This is a genomic window from Methanoculleus sp. UBA374, assembly GCA_002508705.1.
Lineage (GTDB): Archaea > Halobacteriota > Methanomicrobia > Methanomicrobiales > Methanoculleaceae > Methanoculleus > Methanoculleus palmolei.
In genome coordinates this window covers 40082-60354 of record DAYL01000011.1, presented here as the reverse complement: position 1 = coordinate 60354, position 20273 = coordinate 40082, and the positions used below count along the sequence as shown (strand labels likewise).

21 protein-coding genes are annotated in these 20273 nt (G+C 61.5%); 15 read left to right on the top strand and 6 right to left on the bottom strand.

Going from position 1 to position 20273, the window contains the following annotated elements:
• The coding region (locus tag BRA42_RS03100) for a hypothetical protein (protein WP_342772080.1) at positions 1-792 on the top strand (792 nt) is incomplete at its 5' end.
• Positions 793-1422: 630 nt separating this feature from the next.
• On the opposite strand, the gene BRA42_RS03095 is transcribed toward BRA42_RS03100, so the two are convergent.
• The 5 genes from BRA42_RS03095 to BRA42_RS03075 are packed head-to-tail and all read right to left on the bottom strand — an operon-like array spanning position 1423 to position 5978.
• On the bottom strand, positions 1423-2217 hold the full coding sequence (locus BRA42_RS03095) for a class I SAM-dependent methyltransferase (RefSeq protein ID WP_292408457.1): 795 nt from the start codon (positions 2215-2217) through the stop codon (positions 1423-1425).
• 7 nt (positions 2218-2224) lie between these two features.
• Positions 2225-2995, bottom strand: a complete 771-nt coding sequence (locus tag BRA42_RS03090; RefSeq protein WP_292408460.1) for a class I SAM-dependent methyltransferase — start codon at positions 2993-2995, stop codon at positions 2225-2227.
• A gap of 14 nt (positions 2996-3009) precedes the next feature.
• Positions 3010-3768: an ABC transporter ATP-binding protein gene (locus BRA42_RS03085; RefSeq protein ID WP_292408463.1), complete on the bottom strand. Its 759-nt coding sequence runs from the start codon at positions 3766-3768 to the stop codon at positions 3010-3012.
• Positions 3765-4805: a FecCD family ABC transporter permease gene (locus BRA42_RS03080; RefSeq protein WP_292408466.1), complete on the bottom strand. Its 1041-nt coding sequence runs from the start codon at positions 4803-4805 to the stop codon at positions 3765-3767. The genes BRA42_RS03085 and BRA42_RS03080 overlap by 4 nt, the downstream gene beginning before the upstream one ends.
• Before the next feature lie 12 nt (positions 4806-4817).
• Positions 4818-5978, bottom strand: coding sequence for an ABC transporter substrate-binding protein (locus BRA42_RS03075; RefSeq protein WP_292408468.1), 1161 nt, complete (start codon positions 5976-5978; stop codon positions 4818-4820).
• Positions 5979-6259: 281 nt separating this feature from the next.
• Between BRA42_RS03075 and BRA42_RS03070 the strand changes: the two genes are divergently transcribed.
• The 13 genes from BRA42_RS03070 (at position 6260) to BRA42_RS03010 (ending at position 17902) form a co-directional block, all read left to right on the top strand.
• Positions 6260-6613 (top strand): dihydroneopterin aldolase family protein, encoded by a 354-nt coding sequence (locus tag BRA42_RS03070; RefSeq protein ID WP_292408471.1) that lies wholly within the window; start codon positions 6260-6262, stop codon positions 6611-6613.
• Positions 6585-7415 carry a TatD family hydrolase gene (locus BRA42_RS03065; RefSeq protein WP_292408474.1) on the top strand — a complete coding sequence of 277 codons (831 nt, stop codon included), beginning with the start codon at positions 6585-6587 and terminating at the stop codon, positions 7413-7415. The genes BRA42_RS03070 and BRA42_RS03065 overlap by 29 nt, the downstream gene beginning before the upstream one ends.
• 45 nt (positions 7416-7460) lie before the next feature.
• The gene (locus BRA42_RS03060; RefSeq protein ID WP_292408476.1) at positions 7461-7754 is read left to right on the top strand and encodes a DUF424 domain-containing protein; all 294 of its coding nucleotides are present in this window, start codon (positions 7461-7463) and stop codon (positions 7752-7754) included.
• Between the two features lie 3 nt (positions 7755-7757).
• Entirely contained in the window at positions 7758-8804 is a 1047-nt protein-coding gene (locus BRA42_RS03055) for a 60S ribosomal export protein NMD3 (RefSeq protein ID WP_292408479.1), read from the top strand.
• A 6-nt stretch (positions 8805-8810) separates the two neighbouring features.
• On the top strand, positions 8811-9683 hold the full coding sequence (locus tag BRA42_RS03050; protein WP_292408481.1) for a class I SAM-dependent methyltransferase: 873 nt from the start codon (positions 8811-8813) through the stop codon (positions 9681-9683).
• Entirely contained in the window at positions 9680-10810 is a 1131-nt protein-coding gene (gene coaBC / locus BRA42_RS03045) for a bifunctional phosphopantothenoylcysteine decarboxylase/phosphopantothenate--cysteine ligase CoaBC (RefSeq protein WP_292408484.1), read from the top strand. Before BRA42_RS03050 ends, coaBC begins: the two co-directional genes overlap by 4 nt.
• Positions 10792-11640 carry a pantoate kinase gene (locus BRA42_RS03040; protein ID WP_292408487.1) on the top strand — a complete coding sequence of 283 codons (849 nt, stop codon included), beginning with the start codon at positions 10792-10794 and terminating at the stop codon, positions 11638-11640. Before coaBC ends, BRA42_RS03040 begins: the two co-directional genes overlap by 19 nt.
• Complete coding sequence (locus BRA42_RS03035) at positions 11640-12371, top strand: 4-phosphopantoate--beta-alanine ligase (protein ID WP_292408552.1); 732 nt, start codon at positions 11640-11642, stop codon at positions 12369-12371. The genes BRA42_RS03040 and BRA42_RS03035 overlap by 1 nt, the downstream gene beginning before the upstream one ends.
• On the top strand, positions 12358-13368 hold the full coding sequence (locus BRA42_RS03030) for an AAA family ATPase (RefSeq protein WP_342771074.1): 1011 nt from the start codon (positions 12358-12360) through the stop codon (positions 13366-13368). The genes BRA42_RS03035 and BRA42_RS03030 overlap by 14 nt, the downstream gene beginning before the upstream one ends.
• Positions 13343-14059, top strand: a complete 717-nt coding sequence (locus BRA42_RS03025) for a class I SAM-dependent methyltransferase (protein WP_292408493.1) — start codon at positions 13343-13345, stop codon at positions 14057-14059. Before BRA42_RS03030 ends, BRA42_RS03025 begins: the two co-directional genes overlap by 26 nt.
• 104 nt (positions 14060-14163) lie before the next feature.
• A complete protein-coding gene (locus tag BRA42_RS03020; RefSeq protein WP_292408496.1) occupies positions 14164-14706 on the top strand; it encodes a winged helix-turn-helix domain-containing protein in 543 nt (180 codons plus the stop codon).
• A gap of 242 nt (positions 14707-14948) precedes the next feature.
• On the top strand, positions 14949-16295 hold the full coding sequence (locus BRA42_RS03015; protein WP_342686107.1) for a hypothetical protein: 1347 nt from the start codon (positions 14949-14951) through the stop codon (positions 16293-16295).
• A 314-nt stretch (positions 16296-16609) separates the two neighbouring features.
• Positions 16610-17902 (top strand): serpin family protein, encoded by a 1293-nt coding sequence (locus BRA42_RS03010; RefSeq protein ID WP_342770819.1) that lies wholly within the window; start codon positions 16610-16612, stop codon positions 17900-17902.
• A 102-nt stretch (positions 17903-18004) separates the two neighbouring features.
• Here the strand turns inward: BRA42_RS03010 and BRA42_RS03005 are convergent, their stop codons facing one another.
• The gene (locus tag BRA42_RS03005) at positions 18005-19333 is read right to left on the bottom strand and encodes an AIR synthase-related protein (RefSeq protein ID WP_342686109.1); all 1329 of its coding nucleotides are present in this window, start codon (positions 19331-19333) and stop codon (positions 18005-18007) included.
• Positions 19334-19412: 79 nt separating this feature from the next.
• Between BRA42_RS03005 and thiD the strand changes: the two genes are divergently transcribed.
• On the top strand, positions 19413-20210 hold the full coding sequence (thiD, locus tag BRA42_RS03000; RefSeq protein WP_342686110.1) for a bifunctional hydroxymethylpyrimidine kinase/phosphomethylpyrimidine kinase: 798 nt from the start codon (positions 19413-19415) through the stop codon (positions 20208-20210).
• The last annotated feature ends 63 nt before the right edge of the window (positions 20211-20273 follow it).

Here is a 20273-nt window from a genome sequence, read left to right as displayed (position 1 = left end):
GGAAACATTGGAATGCGGGCGCTCTCCACGCTCTTCGCCGTGCTGCTGGTGAGTGTCGCGATGGTGCCGGCTGTGGCTGCACAGAGTGAAAAGCACTTTGAAGAAGAATTGCTGCAAAACATGGGTATAAAAGTAAACAGCATTGACACAGAACTGTGTGACTACAAGAAAGTTGGAGACACGATCTTCTTTAATGGAAACGTCAAATTCGATGCAGAATCAGGGATCAGCGGAAAATTTGAGCGAATTTGCGCAGACCAGCAAGTTAGTGGCTATTACTCCGAAAATGGTTCTTACCATATCGAATCGGTTGGTACAAACTATCGTTCGGTAATCGATGCGCAAGTGGTCTCGGAAAGCTCCGATGCTATCACACTCAAAGTTGAGCAGATGGTGGTTAAAAACGGAGTTGTAAAGGCGTCAAGCGATATAGTGACCCTTCCGAAAACCGAGAGTCCTGATATCAGCGATCTTACTAGTACGAGCGATATTGGCCTAACAAGTGATAAAACAAAGATTGACTTCCCGAGTCTGGCCCCATCAGGATCGACTTTAGTTTTCAATGACGTGAAGTATAGCGATCTTATGTGGGGCACTGCTGCTCTTGCAGCAATTGCTATGCTTTTCGGTGTGCTACCCGGAGTAATTCTCAGTTTAGTGGCTGTGGCTCTCCAAGCTATACCTGATCACTACGATTTCGAACCAGGGGATTGTTACCTCGATATCTGGCTTGTTCCCGAACCGCATCCCTCTGCCCCCATACTTGTAGAGGTTGACTATATATACATTTAAACATCCCATTATTTTTGTGGTGATTATGATTCGCAATTATCTGCCGTTACTATGGAAACTGGTACTCGCTCTTGCAGTAATTCTTCTCGTCGCAAACTTTTACGAATATACACAAAGCGGCCATTATGACTCCCCCAGACAGTGGCTATTTTTTGCCCTTTTATTCACGAGCATCATTATCCGGGTCATCAGTCAAAAAGCCACGAAAAATACCTGATTTTTCATGAGGTCATCCCGATGCTCTTCAGGTTACCCTTGATAAAGTTCCCGCACAATGCACCCCGGCGGAAAGTGTTGAAGACGCTGGAAGCGTTCGTTTTTCGCGTCGTCAGGAGGGCGAACCACATCGCACCTGTCCGCAACAATCCGGACGGCACAACGACGCCTCTCACGATGCCGAATCATCTTAAACTCAAAGGTTCGACCCTGTGAGCCATCTGTACGCAGATCTGTACGCAGGCAGGAATTTCACGGGCGGAGTTCCGGCGGGTGTATGAGCAGGAGCAAGGACAAGATTCTCTTCTCTCCCCTCCCCCCGGGTGCACCTTCTTGCTCCCGTCTTACCCCCGGAGCGGGAATGATTGCTTCGTTTTGTGAGCAGCCGAAGAACATAGAGAAATAGGACGGATATTAAATCCCGCTGGAGGCATTTTCTTCCCCATCCCAGGCCTTGACGCCGGTCACCATATAGTAACTGGTGATCGGACTGACCTTCTGATACCACTTCAACTGCTTACGCTGATTACTGCGAATAGCGCCGAGGTCGTGGATTTTTGCGTTTGAAAAACCGGCATCTACAAAATACTTCAGAGCGCGGTCTTCGGGAACGCCGCCCATGTTCGGAAGAGCCGCCTGCACCGTCTCATCGTATCCGCATACGGCGTTCCTCAACTGAGGAATAAACAACTGTTCCAGTTTCAATCCGAGAGCCCGCCTGAACTTCGTCATGGGCCTTCCGTCGTCCCAGCGTCCGTCGACGACAACGACCATACCGCCTGGTCCGACAACCCGTTTCCACTCGGACAATGCCTTTTCCGGATGGGGGAGCGTCCAGAGCAGGTGCCGGTTCACGACGACGTCGAAGGCGTCGTTTTCAAACGGCGTCTCTTCGGCGTCGCCCCTCTCAAACGTCATGGACAACCCGTTCGCCTTCGCTTTCTCCCCGGCGATCTCCATCATCTTCTCGGAGAGGTCCAGCCCGGTTACCGTATGCCCCATCTCCGAAAGGATCAGCCCCATGGCGCCGGTGCCGCACCCGACATCGAGAACGATTGATCGACGGTCCGGAAGAACTGCAGAGAACGCATCCATCCAGAGTCGTTTTTCGTCAGGGGTCCCGATCCCGTGCGCTACGTGTGAGTCGTAGTGCCAGGACCCTTTGTCCCAGCGGGTGGTGATCCGCTCCTTCAGCGTAGAGTCGTCCATGTCGGCATCACTCCCTTTTAGTTCCGGAGATCGCATAGTATTCCCAGTCGTACCCGAGGTTCTGATACCATTCCTTGCGAGATCTCTGATTTTCACGAATAGTATGCAGCTTTTTTACCGATATATCGGAAAAACCTGCCCTCACAAAAAAGTTCTGTGCCTCATTCATCGAGACTCCGCCCGCATGCGGAAGGGACCCGGACAGTTCTTCGGAATATCCGCTTGCACCCCGCGTATCCGGGTTGAAAATCTTCGATAAGCATCTTCCAAGAGACTGCCTGAATTTTGTGCCCGGCGACCCGTCGTCCCAGAGTCCGTCGATAACAACGACCATCCCGCCAGGTCTGACGACCCGTTTCCACTCGGACAATGCCTTTTCCGGATGGGGTAGCGTCCAGAGCAGGTGCCGGTTCACGACGACGTCGAACGTATCATCCGCAAAAGACAGCGATTCTGCATCTCCTCTTGAAAAATCAACGACAACTCCCCGGGCTTCGGCTTTCTTTCTCCCGACGTCCATCATGCCTTCGGAGAGGTCGATACCTTTCACGATGTGCCCCATTTCGGCAAGAATAAGCGCCATCGCACCGGTACCGCACCCTACGTCCAGAACCTCCCGCGATCCGGAACGGATCAACTCTCGAAAAAGGTCGGCCCAGAGGTCTTTCTCTTCAACGGTCTGTATCCCGTGAGATACATGTGTGTCATAATACTCGGCGTCGGTATCCCATTTTTTGATGATCGCCGATTTGATCTCTGCATCGTTCAATCGTCTCATCCTTGTTCACATCGTTAGAGCGGTTCTATGGGGGTGATGGTGAGATATCCGGCACCCGTCTTCTCGATATCGAGTCGGACGTTATACGCAGCTTCAAGCAATTCGGATCGCAACACCTCATCCGCCGTGCCGTGGGCTCTTATCTTTGCGTCGTGTAAGAGAATAATCGAATCGCTGTACCTGGCGGCCAGATTCAGGTCATGGACAACATAGATGGTGATCACATCGTGGCTGTGCGTGTAGTTGCGGGCAAGGTCCATGATGATGAGTTGATGGCGCAGATCGAGCGCACTGGTAGGTTCGTCTAGGAGGAGAATTTTTGGCCGGGAAACAAGCGCCTGTGCAAGAATAACCAGCTGGCGCTGCCCGCCGCTCAGACTGAAGAACGGTTGTTCGCTCAGGTGCAGGATATTCAATTCCCCAAGGACCCCGGTAACGGCCTGGATCTGTTCGAGAGTGACCTTCCATCTTAAATCGCGCAACAGCCCGATGAGAACCATCTCGAAGACGGTCAGGCGAGTCTGCGTTGAACTCATCTGAGGGACATACGAGATGTCGTCGAACGACAGGGCCCGCGCATTCCCGTCATCAAAGGTGATCGTCCCGGTTCGTTTAATCTGGTTTCCGATTGCTTTGAGAAGGGTGGTCTTGCCGATCCCGTTACGGCCGATAACGGCGGTCATCTCGCCGCTTTTAAACGTGGTGGTGATCTCTTCCAGGACGATATTGTTCCCGAAAGAGACACCCACGTTATCCAGGTCAAGCGTTGTCATTCCCACCTCCTGGTCTTCATGAGAAGGATGAAGAGAGCCGGGACCCCGACAAGCGACGTGACGATCCCCACCGGGATCATCGACCCGCCGCCGATGAGTTTTGCCGTAATCGATGCGGCAAGCATCAGCAGCGACCCGAATATCACTGAGGCGGGTATCAGATACCGCTGATCCTCACCAACCAGGAGCCGTGCACAGTGAGGTGCAACAAGCCCGACAAAGCCGACGGTTCCAATGAAAGAGACGGCTCCCGCGGTGAGGAGGGAGGCGCTCATGAACATCTTGAGCCTGACCGATTCCGTATCGACGCCGAGACTTTTTGCATTCTCTTCGCTTGTGGTGAGTGCGGTCAGCTGCCAGACATACCTGGTGACAAAAATAGCACAGACAACCAGGATACATCCGCTCACGGCGACACTGGTCCACGATGAACGGGTAAGGCTGCCGAACGTCCAGCTTGCTATGAGTTGCGCTACTTCGGCGGATGCTTTGTACTGGAGAAGCTGCTGAAGGGCGACGAAGAAGAAGTTCATCACGATACCGGCGAGAATGATGGTAATTGTCGACATTCCCTTCATTTTACCGACCATGTAGATCGCGAGAGATACCCCGCCGGCAAAAATAAACGCGAGAACAGCGGTCCCGAGCCATAAAATCCCGGCAATGCTGAACCCGGTGAATATTGCGGTTGCAGCGCCGAATGCCGCCCCGGAGGTAAGTCCGAGGGTATACGGACTTGCAAGGGGGTTGTTGCAGATTGTCTGGACCTTGACTCCGGCAAGACCGAGCGATGCACCGACGAAGATGCAGGTAAACGTCATCGGCAGGCGAACAGACCACACGATGGCAGTGCTGGTCGTCTCGCCGTTCGGCCCGTCAAAAAGCGTGGTCACAACGTCATGGATCGGTATCCACGAAGGGCCGATCATAAGGTCCGCCAGGACGAGGAGCACCAGACCTATCAGGCTGCCGATGCAGACTATCGCACGTTTCCGGACGATGGCCTGATAGATCGCCGCTCCGTCTCTGTCCGCCATTGTCTGCCCGACTTACGTTGCATCGAGTTTGATCATGAAGGTGCCCGTGTAATCGAGATCGGGCAGATACTTCTCGTAGAATTCCTCCATAGTCGCCTGCGGATCAAGGTCTTCGAAAAGTTCCGGATACAGCGCTTTGGCGATGTACTGGAGATAGACGTAGTCGATCATGGTACGAAGCCCGCCGTGGTCGATGCCGTATACCTCTCCCTCTTTGACGGCGGTAATCACGTTCCAGCCGGGTCGTTCAGTAAACTTCTTCAGGCGTTCCCGGGCGGTTTCTTCGCTGATGGTGTACCCCATGCGCATCTGGTCCCCGTTGGTATCTCCCGACCAGATCGCTCCTCCAATGAAGATTACGTCCGGATTGGATGCAATGACGTATTCCGGGTTTAAAGAGCCGTATTTTTCAATCTGACCGTCGGCAATGTTGATCCCGCCGGCCTGCGTAGCAAACGACCCCCACATGGTATTGGAGTAGGAGTTTCCATAGTCGCCCGGACCTTTGTTTCCGAGTTCAACGTAGACGGCTTTCTTCTCGACGTTTGCGTCGGCAAGACGTGAGGTAATGTCGTTAACGGCAGCGGTGTATGCCGCGATCTGTTCCTCCGCAACATCTTCCTTGCCGAGGAGCATCCCCAGAATGCGGTTGCTCCGGGTATGCGTCTCAAGGGTGTTCGAGTTGAAGTCGATGACGACGACGTTGATGCCGGCGTTCTCATACGTCTTTACCTGCTCGTTATTGGCGGAATACTGTGACGGGGAGAGCAGCAGGACGTCGGGTTTCAACTGCAGGATCTTCTCGGTGTTCAGGGTATCGTCGTGATAACTTCCTATGTTAACGATCTCGCCGTTTGCTTCCAGAAGTTTCGGGTATGTCGAGGTAAATACCGCATATTCGCCGTATCTTGTGCCGTCCCAGGAATCCATGGCCAGACCGACCAGTTTATCCAGGGCGTCATCGCCGCCGACCATCAGGTAGTTGACGATATAAAACCCGACCGCGATTGTTTCCGGCCGGGAATCAAGCGTCACTTCGCGCCCCGCCAGATCGGTGAACGTGATCTGAGCGTCCGTGTTGTTTGCCGCACTATTCGTAGTAACACAACCGGCCGCCAGCAGACATGCCGTAGTCGTTAAAACAAGAAATATACTCCAGATTCCTTTTACCATAGGTCACCCCGGAAAGAGTCTCCGACATTACAAAACGCCTGAAAATTCATCCTTTCATAATACTGGACACCGAAACTTGCGGTAGATGTAATATCCAGTTTAATTTTCCATGCTATAAATATAACGAATATTTATATGGATATTACTTAATTGAATGGATCTGATGGCTCTGTTGAAATCTCTCCATGATACCCGCTTCCGTCAGGGTGTCCGGAGGTAGCCACCGTCCCTCTCCCGCCGGACGACAGCCCCTTATTACACCATAACGACAATATACTATCATGACCACCGACCGCGAGAGGGCGGCGTTCGAAGCCGGGATCAAACTCGGCGCCCTCTACCACCAGTTCGTTGGGACGCCCATCTCCCGCGAGACGGCCGCGACGGTTGAGACCGCAATTGAGCAGGCCGTCGGCCTTCAGCCCTACGTGACGGGAATCCGCGTCCGGCTGAACCGGGAGATGATGGTCTCGAACCGGTTCGGCTACTCGGAACTTGCCGGGCGGATGTTCGACGCCGAGATCACGACAGAGGTAGGGACGGCCGTCTGCCGGGCCCGGCTGCACCTCGAGAACGACTACCCCATGATGGAGATTCTTGAGATCCATGAAACTCCCCGCGATACCGATCACTGACGACCATATCCACATCGACCCGGCGAACGGCCGGGGCGTCGAGGCCGCGAAGGACTTCCGCCGCAGCGGAGGGACGCACATCTTCCTCGTCTCGAAGCCCTCCTGGTCGTTCGGGATCAAGCCCTCCTCGGGCGAAGACTACCGGGGAGTCTTCCGGGAGACTCTCCGGGTTGCCGATATGGTCCGGGAGGCCGGGCTCGTCGTCTATCCCATCCTCGGCGTCCACCCGGCGGAGATCAGCCGTCTCTCCGAACGGATGAGCCTCGATGAGGCCGTCTCCGTCATGACGGCCGGGCTCGACCTCGCGGCCCGCTACGTCGAGGAGGGAGAAGCCGTCGCCTTAAAGAGCGGGCGGCCGCACTACGAGACGACACCGGAGGTGCTTGCCGCCTCAAACGCGGTCCTCTTCCACGCCCTCGAACTCGGGGCGGCATGCGGCTGCGCCGTCCAGCTCCACGCCGAGAGCGGGCCCTGCACCGACGTCGTCGAGATGGCCCGGCGGGCAGGAATACCGGTTGAGCGGGTCGTCAAACACTTTGCAACCTCCGATACGCCTCTTGCGCCCTCCTTCATCGCACGGCACGAAGATATCCCCGCACTCGCCCGCGCCGGGCGGCTGTTCACCATGGAGAGCGACTACATGGACGAAAACGCACGGCCCGGCGCCGTCCTCGGACCGAAATCGGTCCCGCGGTTCACGCGCCGGTATCTTGAAGAGGGGCTCATCACCGAGGAGGACGCCTGGCGCATCCATGCAGAGGCCCCCTCGCGCACCTATGGCGTGAATATCGTCCTTCCTTAATGGAACAGCGCACCTTTTTGACGACTCCCGTCCAAGAGATCTGCAATGTACCTGAAAGTGCACCACATACCGGGTGCCGGTGACGTGGTGGCCGCCTGCGACTCCGAACTCCTGGATGTCACCCTGATGCATGGAGACGTAGAGGTCTGCATCACCGGAGATTTTTACGGCACAACGCGTGCCGACGAAGAAGAGGTCAGGGGGGCTCTCGCCGGCGCGACAAACGTTAACATTATCGGGAAGCGCGTCGTAGCCCTCGCCGTCTCCATGGGCCTCGTTGCCGAGGGGGACTGCATCATGATCGGCGACGTGCCCCATGCCCAGATATTCAGGATCTAACCCATGACCATCCAGACGAGCATCTGCCCCCGGTGCGGGCAGCCGACCGAGGAAGGGGGACTCTGTCCGCGGTGCCGGGCCGCGGATGTCCGGCTGCTCTCCTGCGAACCCCGCATAACGGCCGTGTACTGCCCGGTCTGCGGGTCGCAGAAGCGCGGCAAGACCTGGTCCGACCTCCGGGTGCCGCGCGAGGACCTCATCGCCGAACTGGCGGTGGCGGCGACGAGCATCCACCTCGACGCAAAGAACCCCCGGGTCACCGTCCGGTCGGAGGAGACCGGGCCGAACAGGACGACCTGCACCGTCGAGGTGGAGGCGACCCTCTACTCCGTCCCGGTCCGGGAGACCTGCCGGGTCGAGATCCTCTGGCAGAAGGAGTCCTGCGACCGATGCAGCCGGATCTCCGGGGGCTATTACGAGGGGATCGTCCAGGTGCGGGCGACCAATAGAAAGATCAACGCCTACGAGCGCGAGGTCGCGACGAGCATTGCAGAGCAGGCCGAGGAGTCTCTCCAGCAGACCGGGGACCGCCTCTCGTTCATCTCGGAACTCGAGGAGTCGAAAGACGGCGTCGACATCACCGTCGGGACGCAGCACCTCGGCCAGGAGATCGCCCGGATGATCACGAGTGCGCTCGGCGGGCGGTTTACGACCCACCCGAAACTGGTCGGCGAGCGGGAGGGAAAAGCCCTCTACCGGGTCACCTACTCCATCCGCCTTCCCTTCTACCAGAAAGGCGACGTGGTGGTCTCCCGGGGCGGCTACTTCGAGGTGCGCGAGATCGACGGGCAGCATCTCCGGGTCTTCGACCTTGCGGACGGCACGACCCGGACCCTCACCGAAGGGGAGGTCGAGCGCCTGATCGGGAACGTCCGTGACGCCGAGTCCGCGCTCGTCGCCTTCACGCAGCCGAACCTCGTGGGGCTTCTCGACCCGAAGACCTACCGGACGCGGGAGGTCGATGCGGTGCCCTGGACCTTCCCGGTGGAGGGACAGCCCATCCGGGTGCTCCGCGACGAGGAGCAGGACCGTCTGGTCATCGTCGGGTGACTGCTGTTGCGTGCGCGGAAGGTGCCGGCGGGCGACCTCGCCGGTCTTTGTGATGCCGGGTGGGTGGACCGCACCCGCCGCCCCTACGTCCGGGACGGCACCGCCTGGGTCCCGGTCAGGGAGGGGTATCCCGCCGACGGGGACCTCCCCGAACGGGAACCGCCTTACCGGGGGCGCGGCTACCACCTCATTGGGGACATCGCGGTCCTTCACGGCGATGCGCCGACGGAGGGGGAACTCGCCGCGATCGTCCGGCACTGCCGCCCCCGGGGGGTCATCCGGGTGAAGGGGTATCTGGGCGCGATGCGCATCCCGGACGTCGAGGTCCTCTACGGCACCGCCGGCGAGGTGCGGCACCGCGAGCAGGGATACACCTTCATCCTCGACCCGACGCGGGTGATGTTTGCGCAGGGAAACCGCACGGAGAAAGCGAGGATTGCCGCTCTCGTCCGGCCCGGCGAGCGGGTCGCCGATATGTTCGCCGGGATCGGCTACTTCACCGTCCCGGCGGCCGCGAGCGGCGCGAGAGTCCACGCGATGGAGATCAATCCGACAGCCTTTGAATACCTGCAGCGAAATATTATGGGAAACCATGTTGCGGACCGGGTTACGGCAGAGATCGGGGACTGCCGGGACCTCCTCTCCGGGGTCTACGACCGCGTCCTGATGGGCCACTTCGACGCCCCGTCGATGCTCGCCGACGCCCTCGCCCATGTCCGGCCGGGGAGCGTGCTCCACGTCCACAGCATCGGCGATGCGACGTCCCGGGTCCGGGAAGAGGCGACGAAGGCCGGGTTCTCGGCGACGGTCGCCTCCCGCCGGGTGAAGAAGTACGGTCCGCATGCATGGCATATGGTGCAGGATGTGACGATAGCGTGACGATACTTTCGGGAAAAACGGTGGTCCTTGCCGTGACGGGGAGCATCGCGGCCGTCGAGACGGTGAAACTCGCCCATGCCCTGCGCCGCAGAGGCGCAACGGTGCAGGCGGTGATGACGGAGGCGGCAGCCGGGATCGTCCACCCCGACGCCCTGACCTACGCGACCGGCCGGCCGGCAATCACGCGGATCACCGGCATCGTGGAGCACGTCCTCTACTGCGGGGAGGGCGGGGCGGCGGACCTCCTTCTCATTGCGCCCGCTACGGCGAATACGATTGGAAAGATCGCCTGCGGGATCGACGACACCCCCGTGACCACCTTCGCCACGACGGCGCTCGGCCGGGGGATGCCGATGGTAGTGGTCCCGGCGATGCACGAGAGCATGTACCGCCACCCGGGGGTTATGGAGAACCTCCGTCGGCTCTGCTCCTGGGGCATCGACGTCGTCGACCCGCGGGTCGAGGAGGGGAAGGCGAAGATCGCCGATACCGAAACGATCGTCCTCCATGCCGAGCGTGCGGTCTCCGGCCGGCCGCTTGCGGGTAAACGCGTCCTGATCACGAGCGGGGCGTGTGCGGAGCCCCTCGACGACGTGCGGGTCCTGACCACCCGGTCGACCGGGCGGATGGGGCGGGAACTCGCGCTTGAGGCCTTCCGGCTCGGCGCCGACGTGACGGTGGTGCACGCGGGGTCGTTCCCGTGCGTACGAAACATCGCTGTCTCGACCGCCGCTGAGATGCGGGACGCGGTCCTCCGGGTCTCCCGGGACGAGGGGGTCGATATCTTCGTCAGCGCAGCCGCGGTATCGGACTTTGCCCCGGAACGCCGGGAAGGGAAGATCCCGAGCGGCACGCCCCAGACGGTCCGGCTCGACCCTCTCCCGAAGGTCATCGACGAGGTGATGGCGACCTATCGCCCCGTGACGGTTGCGTTCAAACTCGGGTGGCACGAGGAGGAGCGGGCGCGGGCGATGCTCGATGCGGGCGCGGCCGTTGTCGTCGTGAACGCCCCGCCGGTGATGGGGGCGGAGGAAGGGTCGTTCTCGATCATGACCGTCGATGGGACCCGGGAAGTCTCCGGGAGCAAAGAGGAGGTCGCGGCGGCGATATGGGCCGGACTGCTGTAGCCTTCTCTCCCGGGCACATCTCCGGCTACTTCAGGCGGGTCGAGGGGAACAGCCCGGAGGTCACCGGGAGCATCGGGGCCGGGATGGTCATCGACGAGGGGGTGCGTTCGGCGGTCGAGGAGGCCCGCGAGACGAGCGTCCGGGTGGTCCGGCAGGGCCGGCAGGGCCGGGCGAGCACCGGGTCGCCGCCGGTCGAGTACGCCCTCGACCGGCTGGGGGTCACGGCCCGCGTCACGACGGAGTGCCGGCTTCCCATCGGAGCCGGGTTCGGGCTCTCGGCGGCGGCGCTTCTCGCGACGCTCACGGCGGCGAATCACCTCTTCGGCCTCGGCCTCTCCGCGGGGGAGGTGGCGGCCTGTGCCCACGAGGCCGAGGTCCTCCACCGCACCGGTCTCGGGGACGTCGCCGCGAGTCAGGCGGGGGGCCTCGTCTGCAGGATGGGTGCCGGCATCCACGCGAAGATCGCCCGGTTCTACCCTGAAGAGCCCCTCTACGCCGTGAGCCTCGGCCCGCTCCCGACCGCATCGGTCCTCTCGTCGGGGGAGGCGATGACGCGGATAGCCGCCGCGTACCCGAACCGCTGCCCGCGTGACCTCGCCGACCTCTGCCGCCTCTCGCGGGAGTTCGCCGAGAAGAGCGGACTCATCGAACCTGCGGTGCGGCGGGTGCTTGCCGCCTGCGACGCGTCCGGGGTCCCGGCAAGCATGACGATGCTCGGCAACGGTGTTTTTGCCTGCGGAGACGGCGCCGGGCGGGTGCTCTCGGGGTTCGGGGAGGTCTACCGCCTGCATGCCGCACGCCGCGGCGCATACTTAATCGAGATGAGATGATGATTCCGAAAGACCATCCACGCTATCGCTCGCTTGTTGCTCGCGAGCGGATGGCCCGGTGCGCCCGTGAAGGCGTCGTCGCCCTGGAAGGGCTCGCGGCACACGGGCGCGGCGAGGCGTTCGACTACCTGATCGGCGAACGAACGACGGCGAGCGCGGCTCTCGCCGAACGGACGGCCGCCGCCATGCTTCTTTCAGCCCGGCACGCGGTGATATCGGTGAACGGCAACACCGCAGCGCTTGCGGCGGCGGAGATTGCAGCGCTCCAGCGGGCAAGCGGCGCCGACGTCGAGGTGAACCTTTTCCACCGGACCGACGAGCGGGTCCGGCTGATCACCCGTCTCCTTGAGGAGAACGGCGTCCGGGTCCTCACGGGGACGCCGGAGCGGATCGTCCCGCTCTCGCACGACCGCGCTCTCAGCCTCCGGGAGGGGATCGGGGACGCCGACGTGGTCCTCGTGCCGCTGGAGGACGGGGACCGCTGTGCGGCGCTCAGGGCGATGGGTAAATCGGTCATCACCGTCGACTTAAACCCGCTCTCCCGGACCGCCAGGACGGCGACCCTGACGATCGTCGACGAGGTGACGCGCGCCCTCCCCGCGATAACCGCGGCGTGCGCCTCTCTCGAACCGGGGGAGGGCGAGCGTCTGGTCGCCTCGCTTGACAATGCCTATCTTCTCCGGGCGGCAATAGATGAGATGAGAGAGAGCTTGAGCCATGCTCTGGAGTGAGGTCTACCGCCCGAAGGGGTGCGAGGGGATCGTCGGGCAGGAGGAGGTCGTCCGCTATCTTGTCTCGTTTGCGGATTCCGGGAGCCTGCCTCATCTCCTCATCTCCGGCCCGCACGGCACGGGGAAGTCGACGGCCGTCGAGTGTCTGGCAAAACGGCTCTACGGCGAGAACTGGGAGGCGAACACGACCATTTTCAGCGCCGCCGATCTCCTCGGCAGAGGGCGGAGCGCTCTTGAGACGGACGAGCGGTTCAGCCTGCTCTACCGCAAAGATCAGAGCCTGATCGTCAACTTCAAGCGGATCGTGAAATGGTACGCCTCGATGCGCCCGCTCGATGCCGACTTTAAACTGATGGTCTTTGAGGACGCCGGGGACCTGACGTTTGAGGCGCAGCAGGGCCTGCGCCGGACGATGGAGCGCTACAGCGCCACCTGCCGGTTCATCTTCGTCACCGTGCGGCCGTCGGCGATCATCCCCGCCATTGCATCGCGCTGTCTGCCGCTCTTCTTCGCCCCACTCGCAAACGAGGTCGTCCGCGACCGCCTCGAGGAGGTCCTCGCCGCGGAAGGGGCCGAGTACCCGGCGGACGACCTCGAGTTGATCGTTCAGGCCGCACGGGGCGACCTGCGGCGGGCGCTCCTCTACCTGCAGATCGCCGTCGGGTCGGGGAAGGACCTCGACCTTGCGGAGGTCTCGCGTTCGGAGACGGAGAGCGTGACGACGTCCGCGTTCGACGCGCTCCGGGCGGGGAACTTCGACGCCGCCCGCCGGATCGCCGAAGCGCTGATGATCGAGTACGGCCTCTCGGCGCGTGAGGTCGTCCGCGAACTCCGGCGGGTGATCGGGCGCGAGTATAACCACCCCGCCCTCTCCATCGCGCTCGCCGATACGGATTACCGGCTCTGTCACAGCGCAAACGATTTCGTTCAGATCAACGCACTTCTTGCCCGGATTTCCCGGGAGGTGTTCAGTGAGGAAAGTACAGCAACATTATGACGAGGTCGCGGACGTCTACGACGACCGCTACGACGGCCACCGCGGCAGGAGTTATCACCGGCATATCTGCGATCACGTGATGAGCATGCTCCCCGGGAGAGGGTTCCTCCTCGACCTCGGGTGCGGGACCGGGCTTTTTGTGCAGCGCTACGTGGAGGAGGGGGGCCGGGCGGTGGGCCTCGACATCAGCCACGGGATGGTCCGGCACGGGCGGCAGCGCTGTCCGGAGAGCGGGTTCTGTGTCGGGACCGCCGATGTCCTGCCGTTCCGGGACGCCACCTTCGATGCTCTCGCGAGCCTGCTCGCTTTCAGTTACGTCCCGGACCCAGCGGCGATGCTCCGGGAGTCCTACCGGGTCCTCGCACCCGGCGGCCGGATCGCCGTCTGCACCCTCTCGCGGACGGTCTTTACGAGCATCGTCCCCATCGCCTACCATGTGGGGGAGAAGGTCGGTTTAAAAAAGGTGGGCGTGGGGGATTTCGACGAGCACTACTACACCAACGCCGAGATTGCCGGGCTCTTCCGGGAGGCCGGGTTCGAGGACGTTTCGGTCGACCGGTGCTCGTTTGCGCACTTAAACCTCGCGGACCCGCTCTTTAACCTCGCCCGGAAGGTGGAGCCTTTCGTCGAGGAGAACCTCCCCTACCTCGCCTATAACGTCTGTGCGAGCGGGAAAAAGCCGGAAGAGTAGATGTCGGCGGGCCGTCCGTCGCGCCGGCGCCGACTTTTTTTTTACGATCGGGTTACGGTGCAGCAGCGATACGGTTATATCCTGCCTCCCCCGAATTACTTCCCATGGAGCCGGTCGATATCGTCCTGACGAAGGATACGTTCGAGGTTCTCGCCTCGGGGACCCGGCTTGATATTTTAAAGGCGCTACGCACACGCAGGATGACGGTCACGGAGCTCGCGGACGACCTCGACCTCGCGAAGTCCACGGTCCATCACCACCTCCAGAGGCTGGCCGACGCCGGGTTTGTCGCCGCCGGGGAGGACGGTCATGCCTGGGTGTACTACGCGCTCACGCCGGCGGGGCGCGCTCTCCTGCAGCCGCACGGCAGCGCCCGGGTCCGGATCATCCTGACGGCGGGACTGGCGAGCCTCGCCGGAGGGGTCGCCGCCCTCGCGGCCTTCCTGACGGCGCCGGTCCGCGAAGTGCCGATCTTTCCGAGACCGGGCGGCGGCGGCCTCCCGGTCCCGGAGGGGCCTCCCGTGGAACTGCTCATTGCCGGGATCGCTCTGGTGCTTGTCGGTGGGTTTCTGGTGGGGTATGCCTGCATCCGGCGGCGAAACACGCGCGCGGCGGGATCTCTCCCTGCGGACGGAAAAAGCGTTTAGCCTCCATATACTTTTTGGATCTGTTCGACGGGGGTCGAACATTTTCACCGGTTTTATCGTTCCGGGAGGCTGAAGGACTGCTGTAGATGCCGCACGCGGCGCCCGCGACCGACACGGCGTTCATCCGTCGACGGTTCGGGGTTGGGTGCGCTCTGCGTGCCCGGAGGCATCGGTTTCGCCGGTACTCGCGAGAGAGACCCGTTGCGGTCTTATGCCTCCAGTGGCTATGGAGGTTAAAAACAATGAAACTCTATCTCTCGAAGACCGGCGTCCTGCTGGCGGTTCTGCTCGTCATGGGGGCGGTCGCCGCTCCCGTCATGGCGGGGGAGGTGACCAAACAGCTCTCCGTGCCCTACTACGAGCAGGAGGCGTCCTGCTACTGCGGCCCGGCGGTCGCACAGATGTGGATAGACTTCCACAACGGTTACATCTCGCAGGATACGCTATGGAGCAGTATCCAGTCTCACAACCGGGAGGGCTGGCCTCTCTGGTATACCGACCCGGACGGGCTCGCAGCCTGCGTGAGCGACTACCTCAGCAACTTCGTCGCCGAGGATCGCAGGTGGAGTTATTTTGACTCGGCAAACATCGCCATGGCGATGGATATCGTGGACCTGGACAATCCGACGCCTGCGTTGATCTATAATGGGTATCACTGGGTTCTGGTGAAGGGTGTCTCGTACGAGGATTACTACGGGAGTATATACGATGTATATGGCTTCTGGGTGCACGATCCCTGGGAGGACGATATCAACCATGTCAACCGCTACTATTCTACAGATGACTGGAGCGATGTATTCACCCCGGTGGATATAGATGGAGATGAAAGCTACTGGGAGGGATATTGGACTCACTTGCGGGGCTACTGGGGAGCTGACACCGCCAGTACCGCACCTCTGGACGCGGCTTTGGTCTCCAGTCAACCTGTACCTAGGGATGACAACACTACCCGCCCCGCGGTCTGGAGCGACACCCTGGTGCGGCCCACGCCGACCGCAGGCGTCGATCGCGAGACCTACTATGACCAGATGACCGCATATTACGAAGCCGTGGCGAAAAACGTCACCCTGATGGCCGATGAGGAAGACGATATCCCCCTGACCGAGGATACCAACCTCGCCGCGTTTGCCCGGCAGGAGATGAACAGAATCAAGATCTTCCAGGAAGAACTTGAAGGTGCGATCCCAGGAGAGTCAGTCTTCGTGCACTCGCTGGATGAGAAGCGGCACGATTACTACCTGATTCCCTTTGAGCGGGACGGTTACGTCACTGTCGTCGCACAGGTCTCCATCAAAGGAGATGTCGCAGATTTCAGTAGCGCATTTTCCCCGACTCCAGGGACACAGAAGACACAAAACGTGATCCGTCCGACGCTGGAGGAGGCACGAGCAATCCTCGCGGAAAACGGCTATGATGGCACCCTGCCTGCCCGGCTGGTCTGGAAGTTCTGCGAGCAGACCCAGTCCTCGGCCGTTCCCGTCTGGGAGTTTACCGTGGACGACGGGGATACGGTCTACGTCGGCTACGCTCCCTGGAAGGATCAGGTCGAGTTCTACGAAGAATTGACGATGAAGAAGATCGCGGGATGATACAGGGCCTTATTTCCCCGGTGACTTCATCCTCTCCTTTTTTGGGCTGAAATTTAATTCGTGGAGATGCTACCCCTGAGAATCAGGCAACGCCGCACCCCCTTCGGGACTAATGATCTTGGTGGTGGCGGGTTCCCCGACCCAGCGAGAAGTGAAGATCGCGTTCATATACATTCCGGACCTGTTCGACGGGGGTCGAACAGTTTCGCCGGCTTTATCGTCTTTCTGCAGAGAGAATCCATGTGGATGCCCGGGGCTGCCCGGTCTCGAAGGTTTCCGGCCTTTTCCTCCGATGCGATCCACGGGAGAGAACGATGAAAAGACTATTGATATTCTCCGGAATAGGCATTCTGGTTCTGGCGCTCATTCTCGCAGGACTGAGCGCTGCCGGTACCGCACCTCTGAACACGACTTCGGTCTCCGGCGGACCCGTAGCGGGGGATACAGGCACCGCCCGTCCCGATACGCCGGACGGCGCCGGCAACAACCTATTCGCGTTCGACCTCTACCGCCGCCTCGCGGCCGACCCGGCGCATGCGGGAGGCAACCTCTTCTTCTCGCCCTACAGCATCTCGTCGGCCCTTGCAATCACCTACGAGGGCGCCCGCGGCACGACCGCCGACGAGATCGGGGCGGTGCTGCACCTTCCAACGAACGACACCCTCCGGCGGGAGGGGTTTGCCGCGATCGACGCCGGGCTGAACTGCGAGAGCGGTAACTACACTCTCCGCACCGCAAACGCCCTCTGGGCGGAGGAGACCCATTCGTTCCTCCCGGAGTATATTGAGACGGCCGCCCGCTGGTATGGGGCAAACGCAACGAGCCTCGACTTTATCAACGACTCCGAGGGGTCGCGGGAGACGATCAACCGGTGGGTGGAGAATGAGACCGAAGATAAGATCCGCGACCTCCTGCCGTCGGGTTCAATCGACCCGCTGACCCGGCTCGTGATCACGAACGCGATCTACTTCAAAGGAACCTGGGTCGAACGGTTCGACCCCGCCGAGACAATGGAGGAGGAGTTCCGGGTCGGACCGAACGAGACGGTGACCGTCCCGATGATGCACGGGAAAACCATCTATCCCTACGCAGAGACCGATACCTTCCAGGCGCTCGAGATGCCGTACGCGCACGGGAACGAGACCGAACTCGCGATGCTCGTCCTCCTCCCCAGAGAAGACAACCTGACGGCTGCGGAGGAGAGTCTCGATGCAGAGAAGGTTATGGACCTGCGAGAGTCCCTGACCTCCCGGCAGGTCGAGGTCTTCTTCCCGAAGTTCACACTGGAGACGGAATACGGCCTCCCCCCGACGCTTGCGGCGATGGGGATGTCCACGGCGTTTGACGAGGATGCCGCCGACCTCTCGGGGATGGACGGCACGAGAGACCTCTTCATCACCGGGATCTTCCACAAGGCGTTCGTCGACGTGAACGAGGAGGGCACCGAGGCCGCGGCCGCGACCGGCGTTGTGGCGGGGGGAGGCGGCATACGGTCGGAGACCCCACCCGTCTTCCGTGCGGACCACCCGTTCGTCTTCCTCATCGTCGAGAAGGACTCCGGGACGGTCCTCTTCATAGGAAGGGTCGTCAACCCCATAAGTCCGTGACGGGCGCGGAACGGGGGCTGCTCTCCCCCCCTCCGCCTCAAGAGCGCGATTGGCGACGATATCGCGGCCGGGAACGCTCCCCGGGCGTTCTCCCTGAAAAAATCACGAAGACCGGAGCCGGGAGAGTATCCGGAGTTTCTTTGCAAGCGCCGCGTCCGCCGCCCGCCGGACCCCGGCCTTCATCTCCTCGAAATCTCTTTTGTTCTCGTCCACGACCTTTTTGACCGGGGTGTAGGCCGACTCCCGGAACCGGGGCGAAAAGTCCCGGATCTCGCCGCCGACCGAGAGGACCGACTCGGGCTTTCCCGTTTCAACGTAGCCGACCTCGCGCATGGCGACCCCTGCGGACTCCACGACCCGCTGGATCTCGGGCGCAACCTCCGGCGGCGCGACGACCAGGAGGGCGTCGAGGGAGACGCCCAGGTAGTCGATCTCGAGGGCGTCGAGCATCGCGAGGACTTCCGGCTGGACGAGCGTGCGGAGTTCGTCCTCCACGACGACGATCCGGCAGCCGGCAGTCTCGGCCATCTCGTAGGCGTCGCCCCGGAGCCCGCCGTTCGTGACGTCGGTCATGGCGTGGATGGCGGGGAGGACGCTATCCGCAAGGAGCGCCTCGCAGGCCTTGAGGAAGTGGAGGTTGATCGTCGCATCGACCACCTCCGGGAACCCGGAGTAGATCGCAGCGGTGGCGATCGTCCCTCCGCCGGCGCCCTCGGTCATGAGGAGAACGTCCCCCGGGGCGATCTGTTTTCTCGCGGTGAGGTGCCGGGCGACGCCGACGGCGCCGACGCAGCCCGTCATCCGGGAGCCGAGGACCATGTCCCCGCCGATGCGGAGGGTGGAGCCGGTCACGAGCGGGACGCCCATGGCTTCCCCGACGGCGGAGACCCCCGCCGTGTAGTCGAATATCTTTGCGACGTCGCCGTCGTCGGCGACGTGGATATCGGAGAGGAGTGCGACGGGTTTTGCGCCCATCACGTAGACGTCCCGGAGCGTCGCCCGGGTGACGTGGAACCCGGCGAGGAAGGGGAAGTCGGAGAGGCGGGAGTGCATCCCGTCGACGGTGGCGATGATGTAGTCGCCTTCAGCACGGACGGCTCCGGCGTCGTCCATCTCGTCGACGCCGACCGCGGCGTTCGTCCGGCCGATGATCCGGGCGAGCTGCCGGTGGGCGAAGAAGTCCCCGGACCCCCGCGACCCGACGCCGAACTCACCCATCGTCGAGCCGGAAGGCTCGTAGACAAAGAGGTCGCCGGAGAGCCCGGTCGAGTTCTTCGCTTCGGCAAGGACCGCCCGAGCAAATGCCCGGGCATAGGCGGGGGTTATGCGGTTATGCTTGACGGTAAGAACGTCCTCTGCGAGAAGGCGCACGATCTCGTCGTCGGGGGTGCCGGCGGCAAGGTGCCGTCGGCTGATCTCTTCTACATCCATTGTAGAAGTGATCGGTGCAAAACCACATAAAGGGAGAGGCAAAGATTCAAACGGGTCCGGGCCGAACGTTGAAGGGTTAGTGGGTGTGCAGATGATCGCCGCATGTTCTATCGCCGGTTCCGATTCGGGGGGCGGAGCGGGCATCCAGGCCGACTTGAAGACATTTACGGCGCTCGGGGTCTACGGGCTGACGGTCGTAACCGCGGTCACAGCCCAGAACACCCGCGAGGTGCGGGGGACCTGGACGCTCCCGTCGGACGCGGTGCGGGCTCAAATCGAGGCGGTCGCCGACGGCTTCTCCGTCGGGGCCTGGAAGACCGGGATGCTTGCCGACGCCCCGGTGGTCAGGACGGTCGCGGAGGCCCTGCCGGAGGGGGCCGCGCTCGTCATCGACCCGGTGATGGTCTCGACGTCGGGCCACCGGCTGCTTGCGGAGGATGCGATAGCGGACCTCGCGGAACTGCTCATCCCCCGGGCGGCAGTCGTCACCCCGAACCTTCCGGAAGCGGAGGTGCTGGCGAGGATGCGGGTTACGACCCTCGAAGATATGGAAGAGGCCGGACGGCGGGTCCTGGACCTCGGGGCCCGGGCCGTGGTGGTGAAGGGCGGGCACCTTGCCGGCGACGCGACGGTCGACCTCTTCGTCGACCGGGACGGGGTGACGGGGGGTTCCGGGCCGCGCTACCCCCATTCGGTGCACGGGTCCGGGTGCTGCTTCTCGGCGGCGCTCACGGCACACCTTGCCCGTGGAATGGATGCGCGCCATGCATTCGAGGCGGCCCGGGAGTTCATCGATACGGCCATCCGGGAGGCTACGGGAGGTCCCGGACCCATCAGGATTGTCAATCCTGGAGGAACAATTCTTCGGGGGGATTGAAATAACATTTCATCATTCCGGCAATATTTTACCTATTTTTTCCAATTCGTTTCCAGGATTGTT